Annotated in this window: 15 protein-coding genes; 8 read left to right on the top strand and 7 right to left on the bottom strand. The window is 72.5% G+C overall.

The features are described from left to right. Positions 1 to 2: 2 nt before the first annotated feature. From ACIRPX_RS03690 to ACIRPX_RS03680, 3 genes are read right to left on the bottom strand one after another with little or no spacing between them, the layout of a single operon-like run. Positions 3 to 962: a hydroxymethylglutaryl-CoA lyase gene (locus ACIRPX_RS03690; RefSeq protein ID WP_404187709.1), complete on the bottom strand. Its 960-nt coding sequence runs from the start codon at positions 960 to 962 to the stop codon at positions 3 to 5. Further along, positions 959 to 2,893, bottom strand: coding sequence for an acetyl/propionyl/methylcrotonyl-CoA carboxylase subunit alpha (locus tag ACIRPX_RS03685; RefSeq protein WP_404187707.1), 1,935 nt, complete (start codon positions 2,891 to 2,893; stop codon positions 959 to 961). The genes ACIRPX_RS03690 and ACIRPX_RS03685 overlap by 4 nt, the downstream gene beginning before the upstream one ends. Before the next feature lie 11 nt (positions 2,894 to 2,904). Beyond that, positions 2,905 to 4,521: a carboxyl transferase domain-containing protein gene (locus ACIRPX_RS03680; RefSeq protein WP_404187705.1), complete on the bottom strand. Its 1,617-nt coding sequence runs from the start codon at positions 4,519 to 4,521 to the stop codon at positions 2,905 to 2,907. A gap of 96 nt (positions 4,522 to 4,617) precedes the next feature. Here ACIRPX_RS03680 and ACIRPX_RS03675 point away from each other — a divergent pair, with 96 nt between their 5' ends. From ACIRPX_RS03675 to ACIRPX_RS03665, 3 genes are all read left to right on the top strand, one after another. Next, positions 4,618 to 5,211 carry a TetR/AcrR family transcriptional regulator gene (locus ACIRPX_RS03675; RefSeq protein ID WP_404187702.1) on the top strand — a complete coding sequence of 198 codons (594 nt, stop codon included), beginning with the start codon at positions 4,618 to 4,620 and terminating at the stop codon, positions 5,209 to 5,211. Between the two features lie 98 nt (positions 5,212 to 5,309). Then, positions 5,310 to 6,467, top strand: a complete 1,158-nt coding sequence (locus ACIRPX_RS03670; protein WP_404187700.1) for an acyl-CoA dehydrogenase family protein — start codon at positions 5,310 to 5,312, stop codon at positions 6,465 to 6,467. 46 nt (positions 6,468 to 6,513) lie between these two features. After that, entirely contained in the window at positions 6,514 to 7,395 is an 882-nt protein-coding gene (locus ACIRPX_RS03665) for an acyl-CoA thioesterase (RefSeq protein WP_404187697.1), read from the top strand. 69 nt (positions 7,396 to 7,464) lie between these two features. Here ACIRPX_RS03665 and ACIRPX_RS03660 read toward each other — a convergent pair whose 3' ends face one another. Next, entirely contained in the window at positions 7,465 to 8,253 is a 789-nt protein-coding gene (locus ACIRPX_RS03660; protein ID WP_404187694.1) for a phosphatase, read from the bottom strand. Between the two features lie 138 nt (positions 8,254 to 8,391). Continuing rightward, positions 8,392 to 9,855, bottom strand: coding sequence for a PucR family transcriptional regulator (locus ACIRPX_RS03655; protein ID WP_404187691.1), 1,464 nt, complete (start codon positions 9,853 to 9,855; stop codon positions 8,392 to 8,394). A gap of 121 nt (positions 9,856 to 9,976) precedes the next feature. On the opposite strand from ACIRPX_RS03655, the gene ACIRPX_RS03650 reads away from it, so the two are divergent. From ACIRPX_RS03650 to ACIRPX_RS03640, 3 genes are all read left to right on the top strand, one after another. Further along, positions 9,977 to 11,437, top strand: coding sequence for a sodium:solute symporter (locus ACIRPX_RS03650; protein WP_404187689.1), 1,461 nt, complete (start codon positions 9,977 to 9,979; stop codon positions 11,435 to 11,437). Positions 11,438 to 11,505: 68 nt separating this feature from the next. Beyond that, positions 11,506 to 12,474 carry an agmatinase gene (gene speB / locus ACIRPX_RS03645; protein ID WP_404187687.1) on the top strand — a complete coding sequence of 323 codons (969 nt, stop codon included), beginning with the start codon at positions 11,506 to 11,508 and terminating at the stop codon, positions 12,472 to 12,474. After that, positions 12,471 to 14,156 (top strand): thiamine pyrophosphate-binding protein, encoded by a 1,686-nt coding sequence (locus ACIRPX_RS03640; protein ID WP_404187684.1) that lies wholly within the window; start codon positions 12,471 to 12,473, stop codon positions 14,154 to 14,156. Before speB ends, ACIRPX_RS03640 begins: the two co-directional genes overlap by 4 nt. 7 nt (positions 14,157 to 14,163) lie before the next feature. Here the strand turns inward: ACIRPX_RS03640 and ACIRPX_RS03635 are convergent, their stop codons facing one another. Next, positions 14,164 to 14,967, bottom strand: coding sequence for an endonuclease I family protein (locus tag ACIRPX_RS03635; protein WP_404187681.1), 804 nt, complete (start codon positions 14,965 to 14,967; stop codon positions 14,164 to 14,166). A 137-nt stretch (positions 14,968 to 15,104) separates the two neighbouring features. Then, positions 15,105 to 17,378, bottom strand: a complete 2,274-nt coding sequence (locus ACIRPX_RS03630; RefSeq protein WP_404187678.1) for a glycosyltransferase family 39 protein — start codon at positions 17,376 to 17,378, stop codon at positions 15,105 to 15,107. A gap of 156 nt (positions 17,379 to 17,534) precedes the next feature. Between ACIRPX_RS03630 and ACIRPX_RS03625 the strand changes: the two genes are divergently transcribed. Then, positions 17,535 to 18,386 (top strand): serine hydrolase, encoded by an 852-nt coding sequence (locus ACIRPX_RS03625; protein WP_404187675.1) that lies wholly within the window; start codon positions 17,535 to 17,537, stop codon positions 18,384 to 18,386. Between the two features lie 53 nt (positions 18,387 to 18,439). Next, the gene (locus tag ACIRPX_RS03620) at positions 18,440 to 19,465 is read left to right on the top strand and encodes an esterase-like activity of phytase family protein (protein WP_404187672.1); all 1,026 of its coding nucleotides are present in this window, start codon (positions 18,440 to 18,442) and stop codon (positions 19,463 to 19,465) included. Positions 19,466 to 19,478 lie beyond the last annotated feature (13 nt).

Here is a 19,478-nt window from a genome sequence, read left to right as displayed (position 1 = left end):
GGTCACTGCTCCTCAGTGGCCTCGGCGGCCTCGGTGTCCTTGTGGGACAGGGCTCGGACGGTGCGGGACGGGCTGGGTCGGCCCAGCTGGCCGGCCATCCACGCGCTGGTGGCGACGAGACGGCCGAGGTCGACTCCGGTGTCGATGCCGAGACCCTGCAGCATCCACACGAGGTCTTCGGTGGCGAGATTTCCGGTGGCGGACTTGGCGTACGGGCAGCCGCCCAGGCCGCCCGCGGAGGCGTCGACGGTGGTGACGCCGTGTTCGAGGGCCGCGTAGGTGTTGGCCAGCGCCTGGCCGTAGGTGTCGTGGAAGTGGACGCCCAACCGCTCCACGGGTGTGCCGTGTTCGCCGAGCTCGGTCAGGAGCGCCCGCACATGGCCCGGTGTCGCGACCCCGATGGTGTCGCCCAGGCTCAGTTCGTCGCAGCCCATGTCCAGCAGGGCCAGGCAGACCCGGACCACCTGGGGGAGGGGGACCGGCCCCTCCCAGGGGTCGCCGAAACACATGGAGAGGTAGCCGCGGACGTGGACCTGCTGGGACCTCGCGCGCGCCACCACCGGTTCGAACATGGCCAGCGCCTCGTCCACGGTGCGGTTGAGGTTGGCCTTCGCGAAGGACTCGGTGGCACTGGCGAAGACCGCGACGCGGCGGGCGCCGAGAGCCAGGGCGCGGTCGAGTCCGCGCTCGTTCGGGACGAGTACCGGCAGGTCCGCCGGGAGGCCGGAGATCTGCGGGAACAGCCGCTCGGCGTCGGCGAGTTGCGGCACCCACTTCGGGTGGACGAAGCTCGTGGCCTCGATCGTGGTCAGGCCGGCGTCGGACAGCCGGCGCACGAACTCCGCCTTGACCTCCGTCGGTACGGTCGTGCTCTCGTTCTGCAGACCGTCGCGGGCGCCGACCTCATGGATGCGGACCCGGGTCGGCAGACCGGGAGCGGGCTGGACCATGGGCAGCGTCATTTCTCCTCCTCGTGCGGTGCGATGACGGCCAGCACCTGGTCCATGGCGACCGTCGTGCCCGGCGCGACGTCCAGTTCGGCGACCGTGCCGGCGTGCGGGGCGGAGATGACGTGCTCCATCTTCATCGCCTCGACGACCAGCAGGCTCTGCCCCGCGCCCACCTCGTCGCCGACGGCGACCTTGACCACGGTGACCGTGCCGGGCATGGGCGCGGTCAGCGAGTCGGCGCCGGCGTGCCCGGCGCGCGTGAGGGACGCGGCGACCGGGTCGTGGTCGCGCACGTGCCAGGCGTCGCCGTCCCGGCCGATCCAGTCGGCGGCGCGGTGGAAGGTGTGCCGGACGCCGTCCAGGGTGACCGCCACGGTGTCGCCGGTGACGGTGTGGGCCCCGCGTGTCTCGTGCGTGACCGGTTCGAGGCCCGGCACCCGCAAGGGGAAGGCGACGGGCCGGGACGCGCCGCCGAGCCGCCACCCGCTGGGCACCGAGAAGGGGTCGCGCCAGCCCTCGCCGGCCGGCCGCAGCGCTTCCAGCCGTACGGCCGCGGCCGCCTCGTACACCTCGTCCGGGACGTCGGTGGACACGAGCGAGTCCACCTCCCGCTCCACCAGCCCGGTGTCCAGATCGCCGGCCACGACCGCGGGATGGGCCAGCAGGCGGCGCAGGAACCCGGCGTTGGTCTGCACGCCCAGCGTGACCGTCGCGGCCAGGGCCGAGCGCAGTCTGCGGATCGCCGTCGCGCGGTCCGGGCCGTAGGCGATCACCTTGGACAGCATCGGGTCGTAGAGGCTGCCGACCTCGGTGCCCTCGCTGAGCCCGGAGTCGGTGCGGACGCCGTCGCCCTGGGGTTCGTGCAGCCTGAGGACCGTGCCGCCGGAGGGCAGGAAGCCGCGGGCGGGGTCCTCGGCGCAGACGCGGGCCTCGACCGCGTGCCCGGTCAGCGTGATGTCGCCCTGCTCGTAGGGCAGTTGCTCGCCCGCGGCCACGCGCAGCTGCCACTCCACCAGGTCCAGGCCGGTGATCAGCTCGGTGACCGGGTGCTCCACCTGCAGGCGGGTGTTCATCTCCATGAAGTAGTACGACGACGGGTCGCCGCCCGGCACGATGAACTCCACCGTGCCCGCGCCGCGGTAGCCGCAGGAGCGGGCCGCCTGCACGGCCGCCTCGCCCATCGCCGCACGCGTGGCCTCGTCCAGGAGGACGCTGGGCGCCTCCTCGATGATCTTCTGGTGCCGGCGCTGGAGCGAGCACTCGCGCTCGCCCAGGTGCACGACGTTGCCGTGGCCGTCGGCGAGGACCTGGATCTCGATGTGCCGGGGCCGGTCCACCCAGCGTTCCACCAGGAGCGTGTCGTCGCCGAAGGAGGCGCGCGCCTCGCGCCGGGCGGAGGCGATCTCGTCCGCCAGCCTCTCCTCGTCGCGCACCAGCCGCATGCCCTTGCCGCCGCCGCCGGTCGACGGCTTCAGCAGCACCGGCATGCCGATCTCGCGGGCGGCACCGGCGAGCTGTCCGTCCGTCAGGCCGCTGCCGCTGGAGCCGGGCACGACCGGGACGCCGGCCGCCTTCACCGTCTCCTTGGCGCGGATCTTGTCGCCCATCAGGGAGATGGCGTCGGCGGGCGGTCCGATGAAGACCAGCCCGGCCTTCGCGCAGGCCCGCGCGAAGGCGGCGTTCTCCGCGAGGAAGCCGTAGCCGGGGTGGACGGCCTGGGCGCCGGTGCGGGCGGCGGCCTCCAGCAGCCGCTCCGCCGACAGATAGCTCTCGGACGCCGGGGCCGGGCCGATCCGCACCGCCGTGTCCGCCTCGCGCACATGGCGTGCGTCGGCGTCCGCGTCGGAGAAGACGGCCACCGAGCGCACGCCCAGCGAGCGGAGCGTACGGATCACGCGGACGGCGATCTCGCCCCGGTTGGCCACGAGCACTGTGTCGAACATGGGTCCCCTCCTCACATCCGGAAGACGCCGAACTGGGGGTCACCCAGGGGCGCGTTGGCACAGGCGGTCAGTGCGAGACCCAGCACCTGGCGGGTCTCCAGCGGGTCGATCACGCCGTCGTCCCAGAGGCGGGCGGTCGCGTAGTAGGCGCTGCCCTGGTGCTCGTACTGCCGCCGGATCGGCGCCTTGAAGGACTCCTCGTCCTCGGCCGGCCACTCCTCGCCCCGGGCCTCCAGCTGGTCCCGCTTGACGGTGGCGAGGACCGAGGCGGCCTGCTCGCCGCCCATGACGGAGATCTTGGCGTTCGGCCACATCCACAGGAAGCGGGGGGAGTAGGCCCGGCCGCACATCGAGTAGTTGCCCGCGCCGTACGAACCGCCCACGACGACCGTCAGCTTGGGCACGCGCGTGCAGGCCACGGCCGTGACCATCTTGGCGCCGTGCTTGGCGATGCCGCCCGCCTCGTAGTCCTTGCCGACCATGAAGCCGGAGATGTTCTGCAGGAAGACCAGCGGGATGCCGCGCTGGTCGCACAGCTCGATGAAGTGGGCGCCCTTCTGGGCGGATTCGGAGAACAGGATGCCGTTGTTGGCGACGATCCCGACCGGGTGGCCCTGGATGTGGGCGAAGCCGGTGACCAGGGTCTGCCCGAACTCCGCCTTGAACTCGGCGAACCGGGAGCCGTCGGCCACGCGCGCGATGATCTCGCGCACGTCGTACGGGGTGCGGGAGTCCACCGGCACCGCGCCGTACAGGCCGTAGGGGTCGACCTTCGGCTCGGCCGCGGGGCGCACCTCCCAGGGCAGCGCGCCGCGCGCGGGCAGCGTGGCGGCGATGGTGCGGACGATGCTCAGCGCGTGCGCGTCGTCCTCGGCGAGGTGGTCGGTGACGCCGGAGATCCGGGAGTGGACCTCGCCGCCGCCGAGCTCCTCGGCGGTCACCACCTCACCGGTGGCGGCCTTCACCAGGGGCGGGCCGCCCAGGAAGATGGTGCCCTGATTGCGGACGATGACCGCCTCGTCGCTCATCGCCGGGACGTACGCCCCGCCGGCCGTGCACGAACCGAGGACCGCGGCGATCTGCGGGATGCCGGCGCCGGACATCCGCGCCTGGTTGTAGAAGATCCGCCCGAAGTGCTCCCGGTCGGGGAAGACCTCGTCCTGCATGGGCAGGAAGGCGCCCCCGGAGTCGACCAGGTAGATGCAGGGCAGGCGGTTCTCCAGGGCCACCTCCTGGGCGCGCAGGTGCTTCTTCACCGTCATCGGGTAGTACGTCCCGCCCTTGACGGTGGCGTCGTTGGCGACGACCACGCACTCGCGCCCGCTGACCCGCCCGATCCCGGCGATGACGCCGGCGGCCGGCGCGGCCCCCTCGTACAGCCCGTCGGCGGCCAGCGGCGCCAGCTCCAGGAACGGCGAGCCCCGGTCGAGCAGCGTGTCCACCCGGTCCCGGGGCAGCAGCTTCCCGCGCGCGGTGTGCCTGGCCCGCGCCCTCTCGCCGCCGCCGAGCCGCGCCGCGGCCAGCTTGCCGTGCAGCTCCTCGACGAGGGCGCGGTGCGCCGCCTCGTTGGCCCGCCAGGCCTCCGACGCGGGGTCTGCCGCGCTCGTCAGCTCCGGTGCCTCGTGCATCCTGCGGTCCCCTCACCCAGTGGTCGGACTGTTAATGAGCGTTAACCATTTCCAACAGGTTAACGACCGCTAACCTCCCTGTCTAGAATTACCTCCATGGCCACGAGAACCGACGCCCCCACCCGCCGCGAGCAGATCCTCAAGGAGGCCGCGCGGCTGTTCGCCGAGCGCGGTTTCCACGGCGTCGGAGTCGACGAGATAGGTGCCGCCGTCGGTATCAGCGGCCCGGGCCTGTACCGCCACTTCGCGGGCAAGGACGCGATGCTCGCCGAACTGCTGGTGGGGATCAGCGGCCAGCTGCTGACGGGCGCCAAGCGGCGCCTGCGGGAGGCCGACGGGACGCCCCCCGAGGCGGTCCTCGACTCGCTCATCGAAGGGCACATCGACTTCGCGCTCGACGACCGCCCCCTGATCACCCTGCACGACCGCGAGCTGGACCGGCTGCGGGACAGCGACCGCAAGCTGGTGCGCCAGCTCCAGCGGCAGTACGTCGAGCTGTGGGTGGCCGTGCTGCGGGAGGTCTACCCGGGCGTCACGGAACCGGCGGCCCGGTCCGCGGTGCACTCCGTCTTCGGCCTGCTCAACTCCACCCCGCACCTGGGCCGCCCGGGCTCGCTGCCCGGCCGCGGGACGACGGCCGAGCTGCTGCACCGCATGGCCAAGGGGGCCTTCGCGGCCGCCGCGGCGTGACGAGCGTTACGGGATCTCCTCTGGACGCCTCTCCCTACCCGCCGGTACCTTGAAGATCTGAGCAAGCGCTTAGACATGGGAACCAGGAGGTGGCGGCGGTGCGCCGTACGGTGTTCAACGAGGACCACGAGGCGTTCCGGGAGACCATCCGGGCCTTCATCGAGGCCGAGGTCGTACCCGTCTACGACGAGTGGTTCGCCGCCGGCCAGGCGCCGCGCGACTTCTACCACAAGCTCGGTGAGCTGGGCATCTTCGGCATCAACGTGCCCGAGGAGTTCGGCGGCGCGGGCCTGGACACCCACAAGTTCGAGGCGGTCCTCTACGAGGAGACCGCCCGCGCGGGCGTCCAGTTCGGCGGCTCCGGCGTGCACGTGCTGCTCGCCCTGCCGTACATCAAGATGCTCGCCACCGACGAGCAGAAGAAGCGCTACCTGGAGAAGTTCGTCACCGGCGAGGAGATGTGGGCCCTCGCGATGACCGAGCCGGGCACCGGCTCCGACCTCGCGGGCATGAAGACCACGGCCAGGCTCTCCGAGGACGGCACGCACTACGTCCTCAACGGCTCCAAGACCTTCATCACCGGCGGCGTCCACGCCGACCGCGTCATCGTCTGCGCCCGCACCTCCGCGCCGACCGCCGAGGACCGCCGCTTCGGCATCTCCCTGTTCGCCGTCGACACCAAGTCCGAGGGCTACTCCATCGGCCGCAAGCTGGACAAGCTCGGCCTGAAGACCTCCGACACCGCCGAGCTGGCGTTCGTCGACGTGAAGGTGCCCGTCGAGGACCTGCTCGGCGAGGAGAACAAGGGCTTCTCCTACCTCGGCCACAACCTCGCCTCCGAGCGCTGGGGCATCGCCTTCGGCGCCTACGCCCAGGCCAAGGCCGCCGTGCGGTTCGCCAAGGAGTACGTCCAGGAGCGCACCGTCTTCGGCAAGACCGTCGCGTCCTTCCAGAACACCAAGTTCGAGCTGGCCGCCTGCCAGGCCGAGGTGGACGCCGCCGAGGCCGTCGCCGACCGTGCCCTGGAGGCGCTGGACGCCGGTGAGCTGACCCCCGCCGAGGCCGCCAGCGCCAAGCTGTTCTGCACCGAGGTCGCGCACCGCGTCATCGACCGCTGCCTCCAGCTGCACGGCGGCTACGGCTTCATGAACGAGTACCCGATCGCCCGCCTGTACGCCGACAACCGGGTCAACCGCATCTACGGCGGCACCAGCGAGATCATGAAGACGATCATCGCCAAGAACATGGGCCTGTAGGACTCCGGAAACCCGAGGAAACGACTGGCGGGTACAACTGTCTGCCATGAGCCAGGCACTCCAGGATCTCCTCGATCTGCTCGACCTGGAGCCGATCGAGGAGAACATCTTCCGCGGCCGGTCCCGGTCCGCCGTCGTCCCGCGCGTCTTCGGCGGGCAGGTGGCGGCCCAGGCCCTGCTCGCCGCCGGGCGCACGGTCCCCGCGGACCGGCACGCCCACTCCCTGCACGCGTACTTCCTGCGGCCCGGCGACCCGGGTGCGCCGATCGTCTACGAGGTCGACCGCATCCGTGACGGCCGCTCCTTCACCACCCGCCGGGTGGTCGCCGTCCAGCACGGCAAGCCGATCTTCCACCTCTCGGCCTCCTTCCAGGGCGACGAGGACGGCCTCGACCACCAGGCGCCGATGCCGTCCGCGCCCGACCCGGCCACGCTGCCCACCTCCCAGGAGCGGCTGCGCGGCTACGGCCACCTCGGTCCCGAGGTGGTCCGGAAGTTCCTTCAGGCGCGCGAGGCGGTCGACCTGCGCTACGTCGAGGAGCCGCCGTACGGGAAGTTCGGCGAGCCGCGCGAGCCGCACTCCCAGGTCTGGTTCCGGACCAACGGCAAGCTGGAAGGCGCCATCGACGAGCCGCTGCTGCACGTCGTCCTCGCCACCTACGTCTCCGACATGACCCTGCTGGACTCGGTCCTGCTCGCGCACGGCCGCGGCGGCTGGGCGGTCGGGGACGTGGTCGGCGCCTCGCTCGACCACGCCATGTGGTTCCACCGCCCCTTCCGCGCCGACGAATGGCTGCTGTACGACCAGGAGTCGCCCTCGGCGCACGGCGGACGCGGGCTGGGCCAGGCCCGGATCTACACCCAGGACGGGCAGCTCGCCATCTCGGTCATCCAGGAAGGTCTGGTGCGCGTTCCCCGGGAACACTGACCGCCGTGGGCTGCGAGGAGGAGAGCGGCGGCGAGGTGCCCGCCTCTCTGGCCGGCGTCCGGCGGTGACTCAGCGGAGCCCGGCCTCCGCCAGCAGGTACGCCGTCATCGGGTCGTAGTGGCGCGGGCTGACGACATGGTCGTCGAGCGGCACCACGACCTGGACGGTGCCCTCCGCCTCCGCGAGGAACAGCGCCGGGTCGTTGGAGTCGGCGTAGCCGACGGAGTCGACGCCGTGCTGCCCCGCGCAGCCCGCCCAGCCGTGGTCGGCGACCACCAGGTCGGGCAGGGGGCGGCCGGCGTTCCCCAGGGCCGTCAGGACGGCCTTCATCGGTTCGCCGGAGTGCGTGTGCCACAGGGAGGCTCCGTGCTCCAGGACCGCGACGTCCGCGAGCTGCCAGACGTAGCCCTCCTCCGTCTGGAGCCCCTCCGGGATCACGGTGATCCCGCAGCCGGCCGCGCGCAGCGCGGCGGCCGTGGCCCGGTGCACGTCGAGCAGACCGCCCGGGTGGCCGGTGGCGAACAGCACCCGCTGCTGCCCCTCGGCCGCCTTGCGCAGCCGCGCCGCCATCCGCTCCAGGGCGTCGACGGTCAGCTCGGGGTCGATGGTGTCCTGGCCGTACCGGTACTCGGGGTCGTCGTTCACGCCCACCCGCTCCGCCATCACCGCGAGCACGTCCTGCTCGTCCCGCCAGCGGTCGCCGAGCTCCAGGCCGAGCCAGTAGTGACGGTCGCCGTTCGCCAGCTTGCGGTAGTGGCTGAGATTGTTCTCGCGGGGCGTCGCGACGTCGCCCGCGATACGGGTGCGTACGAGGTGGTCGACGAGCTCGGCGCGGCTGGGTGTCCCGGGTATCGGCATGCAGCCCATTGTGGTGCAGGCGACGGTACGCGTCCCTGGCGTCCCGCACCCTGGGACGTGGCTCACGTACTCATCGTCCCGGGTCCTCGTACCTATTGCCGTGCCGCGAACGCGGGTGCCCGCGGCCGGGAGCGGCGGCTAGCGCCGCCGCAGCGCGAACCACAGCTCCATGCGTACGTCCGGGTCGTCCAGGTCGGTGCCGAGGAGCGCGGCGCAGCGGGCGATGCGCTGGCGCACGGTGTTGCGGTGCACGGACAGGGCGACGGCCGTACGGTCCCAACTGCCGTGCAGGGAGAGCCAGGTGCGCAGCGTCTCCGCCAGCGCGGGGGTGGCCGCGACCGGCGCGAGCAGCAGCCGGGCGTGGGCCTCGGCCTCCTCGGGCGGCACCAGGTCGGCGAGGCCCGCGCGGTCGCCGTGGCGGACCAGCGGGGTGCGGATGGCACGGGCACGGGCCAGCGCGCGGGCGGCCTGCGTGTCCGCGGCCGGCCACTCGGCCGGCGCCACGGCCGCGCTGACGCCCAGGGTCCAGCCGGCCTGCGCGTCCGGTTCGCGGTCGGCCGGCACCAGCACCCGTACGACGTCCTGCGCGAGGTCGACCAGCGGTGACCCGAGGGCCGCGCCCAGGGCGGAGGCCGCCACCGGGTCGGGGGACTGCGCGTCGGGCCGGGCATGCACCACCAGCCAGCGCCCGGGCCCGAGGAGCGGGGCGACGCCGGCCGGCGGCGCGCCCAGCAGCAGCCGCACCAGCGCGGAGGACCGGGCCGCTCCCGTGCCGCTCTGGTGCTCGCCGGTGAGCAGGGTGAGCAGGACGGCGGCGACCGAGGCGATGGTGTGGTCACCGGGGTCGCGCTGCGGTGCGGCGACCCCGAGCACGAAGCCCGGTCCGGCGCCGAGGGCGTAGGCGGCCAGATGGGTGCCGGCCTTGTTGTCGGTCGCGGAGGTGGGGGTGCCCGGGCCCGCGGGGCGCACCACGTCGGCGAGCGCGCCGAGGGAGGCCGCGAGGTCCGCCGCGACGGGCCGCCCCGCGGCGGCGATCTCCGTGCCGTCCGGCCCGTACAGCACCGCCCGTCCGCCCACGCGCCGGGCCAGCTGCCGCAGCACGGAGGGCACCGGGTCCGGACGCGAGGCCGCCGCCGCGAGGCTCTGCTGGGCCTCCGTGACCCGGCGCAGCTCCGCGAGCCGGGCCTGCGCCATGAGCTGCCACACCGCGCGGGCCACGCCGGAGAACGTGGTGTGCGGCGGCACCTCCAGCAGCGGGAGGCCCCGCGCCCGGCAGGCCGCCACCAGGGCGGGCGGCACCGTGTCGAACACGGGGGCCACGCCGAAGCCGACGGCGGCGCCGCCCGCCTCGACGATCCGCGCGACGTAGCCGTCGAAGTGGCTCTCCTGGTCCGCCCCCTCGGGGACGTGCACACCGGCCGTCAGCAACAGCTCCCCGCCCAGCAGGTACGGGTAGGGATCGGCCATCTCCGAGGTGTGCACCCAGTGGATCACGGTGCCGGGGCCGGACGGTCCCGCGATCTGCCGCAGCGCCAGGTCCTCACGGGCCAGGAGGGACGCCAGGGGCACCGGCGGAGCGGGAGGGACAGCGGGGTCCGGCATGGTGTGCGTTCCCTCCATTCTGCGCTGCACGAATGGATGAAACGTACACTTCGCAGTCGCTTTCCGGCCACCTAGGGTCTGTGCTCATCACCCGCCGGCGAGACCGAGCGAAGGAGGCCCCATGGCCGTCGACTACACCGTCATCGTCCTCTACCTGGCCGGCATGCTGGCCATGGGCTGGTGGGGCATGCGCCGCGCCAGGTCGAAGAGCGACTTCCTGGTGGCCGGACGCCGCCTCGGACCCGCCATGTACTCAGGCACCATGGCCGCGATCGTCCTGGGAGGCGCGTCCACCATCGGAGGTGTCGGCCTGGGCTACCGGTACGGCCTCTCCGGCGCCTGGATGGTCCTCACCATCGGCCTCGGCCTGCTCGCGCTGTCCGTCTTCTTCTCCGCCCGCATCGCCCGGCTGAAGGTCTACACCGTCTCCGAGATGCTGGACCTGCGCTACGGCGGCCGGGCGGGCGTCATCTCCGGCGTGGTCATGTGGGCGTACACGCTGATGCTCGCGGTCACCTCGACCATCGCCTACGCCACGATCTTCGACGTCCTGTTCGACATGAACCGGACCGTCGCGATCATCCTCGGCGGCTCGATCGTCGTCGCGTACTCGACGCTCGGCGGCATGTGGTCGATCACCCTCACCGACATGGTGCAGTTCGTGGTGAAGACGATCGGCGTGCTCCTGCTGCTGCTCCCCATCGCGGTCGTCAAGGCGGGCGGCTTCGGCGAGATGAGGGCCAAGCTGCCGACCTCGTACTTCGACCCGCTGGGCATCGGCGGTGAGACGATCTTCACCTACGTGCTGATCTACACCTTCGGCATGCTCATCGGGCAGGACATCTGGCAGCGCGTGTTCACGGCCGGCAGCGACAGGACCGCCAAGTGGGGCGGCACGGTCGCGGGCACCTACTGCCTCCTGTACGCCCTCGCCGGCGCCGTCGTCGGCACCGCCGCCAAGGTGCTGTACCCCGAGCTCGGCAGCGCCGACGACGCCTTCGCGACCATCGTCAAGGACGAACTCCCCGTCGGCGTGCGGGGGCTGGTGCTCGCCGCCGCCCTGGCCGCCGTGATGTCGACCTCCTCCGGCGCGCTGATCGCCTGTGCGACCGTCGCCAACAACGACATCTGGTCGCGGCTGCGCGGTGCGGTGCGCCGCGCGGACCGGCCGCACGACGAGGTCAGGGGCAACCGTGCCTTCATCCTGGCGATGGGCCTCGCGGTGATCGTCACGGCGATCGCGCTGAACAACGTCGTCGAGGCGCTGACGGTCGCCTACAACCTCCTGGTCGGCGGACTCCTCGTCCCCATCCTCGGCGGACTGCTGTGGAAGCGCGGCACCGCCGAGGGCGCCCTGGCCTCGGTCGCCGTCGGCGGGCTCGCGGTCGTCGGCCTGATGGCGGGCTACGGCATCCTCGCCAACGAACCCGTGTACTACGGCCTGCTGTCCTCCCTCGCCGCCTACGTGGCCGTCTCCCTCGCCACACCCGCCACCGACGCGGCCGTCCTCGCCGTCTGGCGCGAGCGGCTCGCCGGGCGGACCCCCGAAGCCGCCGCCGAGCCCGTGCCCGCGGCCCAGTAGAGTCGTACAAGAAGCAGTACATACCGCTCCATACGTGATGAAGCGCAGGAAAGAAGGCAGCCCCCCCCATGAGCAGCAACGAGACGCCGCGCGGACCCGTCGACTCCTCCCGCATACCGCGGTACGCCGGACCCGCGACCTTCGCCCGGCTGCCCCGCCTCGACGAGGTCGGCACCGCCGATGTCGCCGTCGTGGGCGTGCCGTTCGACTCGGGCGTCTCCTACCGGCCGGGCGCCCGCTTCGGCGGCAACGCGATCCGCGAGGCGTCCCGGCTGCTGCGGCCCTACAACCCGGCGCAGGACGCCTCCCCCTTCGCGCTGGCACAGGTGGCGGACGCCGGCGACATCGCCGCGAACCCCTTCAACATCAACGAGGCCGTCGACACGGTCGAGGCCGCCGCCGACGACCTGCTCGGCACCGGCGCCCGCCTGATGACGCTGGGCGGCGACCACACCATCGCGCTGCCGCTGCTGCGGTCGGTGGCGAAGAAGCACGGCCCGGTGGCCCTGCTGCACTTCGACGCCCACCTCGACACCTGGGACACGTACTTCGGCGCCGAGTACACCCACGGCACGCCGTTCCGGCGCGCGGTGGAGGAGGGCATCCTCGACACCTCCGCCCTCTCCCACGTGGGTACCCGCGGCCCGCTCTACGGCAAGCAGGACCTCACCGACGACGAGAAGATGGGCTTCGGCATCGTCACGTCGGCGGACGTCTACCGCCGTGGCGCGGACGAGGTGGCCGATCAGCTGCGGCAGCGCATCGGCGGCCGCCCGCTCTACATCTCCATCGACATCGACTGCCTCGACCCGGCGCACGCTCCCGGTACCGGTACGCCCGAGGCCGGCGGCATGACCTCCCGCGAGCTGCTGGAGATCCTGCGCGGGCTGGCATCCTGCACCCTGGTGTCGGCGGACGTCGTCGAGGTGGCACCGGCGTACGACCACGCCGAGATCACGTCGGTGGCGGCCTCGCACACCGCCTACGAACTGACCACGATCATGTCCCGCCAGATTGCTGAGGCCCGCGAGAAGTGACGCACGACCACGACCTGGAACTCCGTCCCACGGCCGCGCAGACCGAGGCCGCGCTGCACCCGCCCGCCGGCCGCAACGGCGGAGACCTGGTCGTGGAGACGCTGGCCGGGCTCGGCGCGACGACCGTGTTCGGGCTGCCCGGCCAGCACGCGCTGGGCATGTTCGACGCGCTGCGCCGCTCCGACCTGCGCTACGTCGGCCTGCGGGTGGAGAACAACGCCGGGTTCGCGGCGGACGCGTACGGCCGCGTCACCGGCGAGGCGGCGCCGCTGCTGCTGTCGACGGGGCCGGGCGCGCTCACCTCGCTGGCGGCGCTGCAGGAGGCGCGCGCCGCCTCCGCGCCCGTGCTGGCGATCAGCAGCCAGGTGCCGACGGCGGGGCTGGGCGGCGGCCGCCACGGCTATCTGCACGAACTCCCCGACCAGGCGGCCTCGTTCCGCGGCGTGGTGAAGTCCGTCCACACCGTCCGCACGCAGTCGCAGATCCCGTCGGCGGTCGCGGAGGCCTGGAAGTCGGCCCTGACCGCCCCGCACGGACCGGTGTGGGTGGAGATCCCGCAGGACGTGCTGCTCGCCGGGACGCACCTGCCGGTGGTGACGGCGCTCGACGCGACCCCGGACGACCTGCCGCCGCGCCCCGAACTCACCGCCGTGGCGGCCGACCTGCTGTCCCGCGCCGAGCGGCCCGCGGTCATCGCGGGCGGGGGAGTGGTCCGGGCGGACGCCTCGGGCAAGCTGCGGCAGCTCGCCGAGCGGCTGCAGGCACCGGTCGTGACGACCTTCGGCGGCAAGGGCGCCTTCCCCTGGACGCACCCGCTCTCCCTGCAGTCCTGGCTGGAGGACCGCCACACCACCGACCTCCTGGAGGACGCGGACGTCCTGCTCGTGGTCGGCTCGGGGCTCGGCGAACTCTCCTCGAACTACCACACGTTCAGGCCCCGCGGCCGGGTGATCCAGATCGAGGCGGACCTCGGCAAGCTGGAGTCCAACCACCCCGCGCTGGGCATCCACGCGGACGCGCGGCTCGCGCTGCAGGCGCTGCTGGAGACGGTGTCCGAGCGTGCCGACCCGGCGGCCCCCGAGCGGGTGCGGGACCTGCTGTCCCGGGTCTCGGACCGCATCGGCGCACAGGAACTCACCCTGGAGCAGGACCTGTTGGCGGCGGTCCGCCGGGCCCTGCCGGCCGGCTCGCCGTCCTTCTGGGACATGACGATCCTGGCGTACTGGGCCTGGTCCGCCTTCGACCCGAAGTCCCCCAACACCATGCACTCGGCCCAGGGCGCCGGCGGCCTCGGCTACGGCTTCCCGGCCGCCCTCGGCGCGGCCGCCGCGGACCCGACCCGCCCGGTCCTGGCCGTCTCCGGCGACGGCGGCGCCCTGTACTCCGTCGCCGAACTCGCCACGGCCCGCCAGTACGACCTCGACGTCACCTGGCTGATCGTCGACGACGGCGGCTACGGCATCCTGCGCGAGTACATGACGGACACCTTCGGGCAGCCGACGGCGACGGAACTGACCCGCCCGGACTACGTGGCCCTCGCCGAGTCGTTCGGGGTCCCGGGGGTGCGGACGACCCCCGGGACCCTGGAGAGCGACCTGGCGAAGGCACTCGCGTCGACGGGCCCGTCGGTCGTCGTACTCCCGGCCGTGCTGCGGATGTTCGCGCCGACGCACCTGGGCTGAGCGGCTCCTACCAGATCGCGTCCACCCACTCCGGGTGGTCGATGAACGGGTTGCGGTTGTGCTGGTAGGTGTCGTAGATGACGTCGTTGCGGTTCTCCTCGAAGGAGTCCGGCGGGTCCTCGTCGTTCCACTCCTTCAGGACCGAGAGCTTGCCGATGTAGGGGTTGGAGCCGTTGTTCACCTTGTCGTCGGGCTCCAGGTCGGGCCAGCCGTCGTCGCCCTCGTACCGGACGGCCATGTAGAGGATCATGCGGGCCACGTCGCCCTTGACGGCGTCGCGCGGCTCGAAGGAGTCGGAGTCGGTGCGGCTGCCGCCGCCGTTGCTGACGGTGCTGCCGCCGTTGTCGAAGTCCTTGTTGCCGCGGATGCCGTTGACCGTGACGTCCGCCGGGCGCAGGTGGTGGAGGTCCGTGCCGGGGCCGGTCGCGGTGCCGAAGTCGCCGTGGGACTTGGCCCACACGTGCTCGCGGTTCCAGTCGCCGGTGTCACCGCCGTTGAGGGACTTGGCGCGCGAGACACCGCTGTACAGCAGGATCACGTTGTTGCTGTTGTTCGGGTCCTGGTCGGTGACCTTCAGCGCGTTCCAGACCGCGGAGTAGGAGATCTTGGTCTGGCTGCTGATGATCGTGTGGAGGGACGACTTCAGGCTCGCGCCCGTCTTTCCGATCGCGTTCTTGTAGTACGTCGAGTCGTAGTCGGTCGTCGTGGCGGTGGCCGAAGTCGCCGTGAGGGCCGGGGTGGTGAGGCCGACCAGGACGGCTGCGGTGGCCAGGGCCACCGACCTGAAGCGGCCTATACGTGTCGCCGGCATGTGGGGGTCCCATCTACGCGGGTTGAATGAAGGCGGCAGAGGGGAGCGTGACATGGACATGAGGTCGTGTCGATTAACAGGATGTGAAGAAAGGCCCCCGACCGTGCGGTCGGGGGCCTTCGGGCCGCAGCGGTGCGTCAGCCGACGTCGGACGGGTCCAGCCGGTAGAGGGACGAGGAGGAGGCGGACGAGGAAGACGCCGACGACGAGGAAGACGCCGACGACGAGGAGCCCTTGCTGTAGGCGCTCTCCTTCACGGCCGTCCCGTGCTTCTTCACCCAGTTCGACACCGCGGTGCTGACGTCGTTGCCGCCGCCCGGACCGCCGCCCATGCCGCCGCCGGTCTGGACGTAGTGCAACTCGCCCTTCTTCACGAGCTCCTTGAGCTTGGCGACGGTCATCGCCTTGTCGCTGCCGGTGAAGCCGAACATGGAGATGACGGGAACCCTGGCGCTCAGCTCGATCTGCCCCGCGCTCTGGGAGTTGGACACCGCCAGCAGCCATGTGGCGCCGTCCCGGTGCTTCTTGAGGTAGGAGATGAGCTCGCTGTCGGCACCGCCCATGCCGCCGCCCATGCCGCCGCGGCCGCCCAGGCCGCCCGGAGCCGTGCCGTCGTCACCGCCGCCCGGCATCGCGCCGTCGCCGCTGGACGGGAACTCCCCGTTCGCAGCGCCCTGTTGGCCGCCCTGGCCGGTGGGCGCACCGCTGGGCGCGCCGCCGCCCTGCGGGAGTTCGCCGCCGCCCGGCATCCGGCCGTTGCCGCCGCCGGGGAACTCGCCGCCCTGCTGGGCGCCGCCCGGCAGCTCGCCGCCCTGCCGCGTACCGCCGCGCTGGGCGCCGCCCGGCGTCCCGCCGCCGAAACCGCCCCGGCCGCCGCCGGGACCGCCCATACCGCCCGTCGACGGCCCCGCCGTGGGATTCGTGCCGCCCATCATGCCGCCGCCGGAGGAGCCGAAGGCGGGCGAGGCGGCGTAGGCCGTCGGGCCGGCGAGGGACGCCACCACCGCCGCGGCGGCGGACGCGGCGAGCAGCCGTACGCGGTTGCCCGAGCGGAGGACGAACAGGCCCACGACCGCCAGGACCATGACGACGGCGACGGCCGGCCACAGCCAGGTGTGCCAGCCGGTGGCCCGGCGCAGCAGCACGACCGCCCAGACGCCGGTGACCGCGAGCGCGGCGGGCAGCACCCAGGACCAGCGGGCGTCGCCGCTGCGGAAGGCGCGCCACAGCAGGACGCCGCCGCCTCCGGTGAGCGCCGCGATGCCGGGGGCGAGCGCGGTCGTGTAGTACGGGTGCATGGTGCCTTCGGCCATCGCGAAGGTCAGGTAGTGCAGCACGAGCCAGCCGCCCCACAGGACCAGCGCGGCGCGGGTGCCGTCGGTGCGCGGGGCGCGGCCGCGCAGCACCAGGCCGGCGACGAGCGCGACGAACGCGAAGGGGATGAGCCAGGAGATCTGGCCGCCGAGGATGTCGTTGAACATCCGGCCCAGGCCCGCGGTCCCGGCGAACGTGCCGCCTCCGCCGCCTCCGCCACCGCCGTTGCCCTCGCCGCCGAACACCCGGCCCAGGCCGTTGTAGCCCATGATCAGGTTCCAGGCGGAGCCGTCGGTCGAACCGCCGATGTAGGGGCGGTCACCGGCGGGCACCAGGGACACCGCGGTCGCCCACCAGAAGCTGGAGACCGCCAGCGCCACCGTCGCCAGCGCCAGGTTGACGGCCTTCTTCCGCCAGCCCGGCCTCGACGCGTAGACGTACACCGCGAACACGGCCGGCAGGGCGATGTAGCCCTGGAGCATCTTGGTGTTGAAGGCGAGCCCGAAGCAGACCGCGGAGCCGAGGAGCGGCAGCAGCCGGTCGGTGCGTACCGAGCGCAGGGCGAGCGCGGCGCCGCCGACCATCAGCAGGACCAGGACCGTGTCGGGGTTGTTGTCCCGGTTGATGGCGACCGTGATGGGCGTCAGCGCGAGCACCAGCGCCGCGATCGCGGCCGCCGCGTGCCCGAAGTACCGCTTCACGGACGCGTGCAGGATCCAGATCGTGCCGAGCGCCGCCGCGATCTCGGGCGCCATCATCTGCCAGGTGCCGAAGCCGAACACGCGGCAGGACAGGCCCATGACCATGAGCGCGAACGGCGGCTTGTCGACGGTGATGAAGTTCCCGGCGTCGAGCGAGCCGAAGAACCACGCCTTCCAGCTCTGCGTGCCGCTGTAGACGGCGGCGCTGTAGAAGCTGTTGAGGCTGCTGCCGGACAGGTTCCAGGCGTACAGGACCGCCGCCAGCGCCAGGATCGCGAGCAGGGCGGGCAGCGACCAGCGCGGGGCCCGGTCCGGGGGTGCCGCGGGCGGCGCGGACGGCGGCCGGTCGGCGGGTGCGGTCGGGGCGTGGGGGAGTGGATCGGTGGCAGATGTCACCCGCGCATCGTGCAGAGGCGGAGTGGGTGCGCGCTGTGCTGAAGCTGGCCCTCGCCTGTGAATACGCAAAGGGAGCGGCACCGCCGTGTGCCGCCTCGGCCCGACGCGTCGGCAGAGGCGTACAACCTTTCCCGTGACGTCAGGCGTCAACACGCCATGACTCACAGCAGATTCACCGGACGCGCGAGAGCGCTCGCCGTCGGACTCGGTGTCCTCATACCCGGCGTGGCCGTCGCCGCGCCCGCCGCCGCGGCCACCGCCCCCACCGTCAGCTGCACCTCGGCGAAGGCGGGCCTGGCCGCCAAGCTCCGGAAGGACATCGACGCCGCCCTCAAGAACCGCAAGGGCACGGTCGCGGTCGGCCTCTACGACCGCTCCACCCGCACCACCTGCGCGCTCCGCCCGACCAGCTCCTTCGACTCCGCGAGCGTCGTCAAGGTCACCGTCCTCGCCACGCTGCTGTGGGACGCGAAGAAGCACCACCGGTACCTCACCGGCACCGAGGTCTCGCTCACCAAGGCCATGATCACCAAGTCGGACAACACCGCGACCACCAAGCTGTGGAAGCAGCTCGGCATGACGAGGATCAAGGGCTTCCTGGCCGCCGCCGGGATGACGAGGACCGTGCCGGGCGCGGGCGGTTACTGGGGTCTGACCCGGATCAACGTCACCGACGAGCAGAAGCTGCTCAAGCTGGTCACCGCGAAGAACTCCGTGCTGAGCGACAACTCCCGTGCCTACATACTGAAGTTGATGGGCCAGGTCGTCTCCTCGCAGCGCTGGGGCACCCCCTACGGCCGCCCGTCCGGCGTCACCTGGCACGTCAAGAACGGCTGGCTGCATCGCTCCACGCACGGCTGGCGGGTGCACAGCGTCGGCACCTTCACCGGCGGCGGCCACGACTACATGATGACCGTGCTCACCTGGGGCAACGGTGACATGACCTACGGCATCAACACGATCCAGGGCGTCGCGAAGGCCATCCACCGGGACCTGGCGGCGAGCTGACGCTTCATGAGCGGGTCTCCCGCCCGTCACCGAGCCGTCCTACGGTGGCGCCCATGCGCCTGAGAACCGTACTCGCGACCGTCACCGCGGCCCTGGCGGCGGCCACCACCCTGACCGCCGCCGGGCCCGCCACGGCCGATCCCGTGACGCGGCACGCCTGTTCACCTTCCGTCTCCATCGACCGCTTCTCCGACGCGCTCGACAAGACGACCTACGAGGGCACCTTCGTCGGCAACTTCTCCGCGCTCGCCGTGGACCGCGACGGCTCGCTCGCCGCCCTGGAGGACCGCTCCTCGCTCTTCCGCCTCGACGCGAGGACGCTGCGGCCGCGGGGCGTGGTCCGGCTCGCCGACGAGAAGGGCGCCGCGCTGGACAGCGAGGGCCTCGTCGTCGACCGGGACGGCACCCGCCTGATCACCTCGGAGACCGAGCCCTCCGTCCGCCGCTACTCCCGCGACGGGAAGATCCTGGACCGCCTCCCGGTCCCCTCCGCGCTCCTGGTCGCCCCGGCCGGGCGCGCCACGTCCAACCAGACCTTCGAGGGCCTGACCCTGCTGCCCGGCGGCCGCACCCTCCTCGCCTCCATGGAGAACGCGATCTCCGGCGACTCCGCCGACCTGGTCCGCTTCCAGACCTGGAACCGGACCCGGGGCGGCCGCTTCCGGCCCGGCGCGCAGTACGCGTACCGCATCGACGCCGGCCTCGGCGTCCCCGAGGTCCAGGCCACCCCCGACGGCCGGCTGCTCGTCCTGGAGCGCGGCTTCACCCCGGGCGTCGGCAACACCGTCCGCCTGTACCTGGCCGACCCGCGGCACGCGACGGACACCAGCGGCGTCGAGAACCTCACCGGCCAGGCGGGTGTCCGGCTGATCGGCAAGACCCTGCTGGCGGACATCGCCGACTGCCCCTCCCTCGGCGCCACCGCCAAGCAGCCCCAGCCCAACCCCCTCCTCGACAACATCGAGGGCATGGCGATCACGGGCCGTGACCGCGGCCGTCTGAAGGTCCTCCTGGTCAGCGACGACAACCAGGGCGCGACCCAGACGACGCGGTTCTACATGCTGCGGGTCCGTATCTGACCGCCGTCCCCTC

Origin of the sequence: Streptomyces sp. NPDC101225, from assembly GCF_044767585.1 — a bacterium.
Taxonomy (GTDB): Bacteria; Actinomycetota; Actinomycetes; order Streptomycetales; family Streptomycetaceae; genus Streptomyces.
The sequence above is the reverse complement of the archived record's forward strand: the minus strand, read 5'-3'. Positions and strand labels throughout refer to the sequence as shown.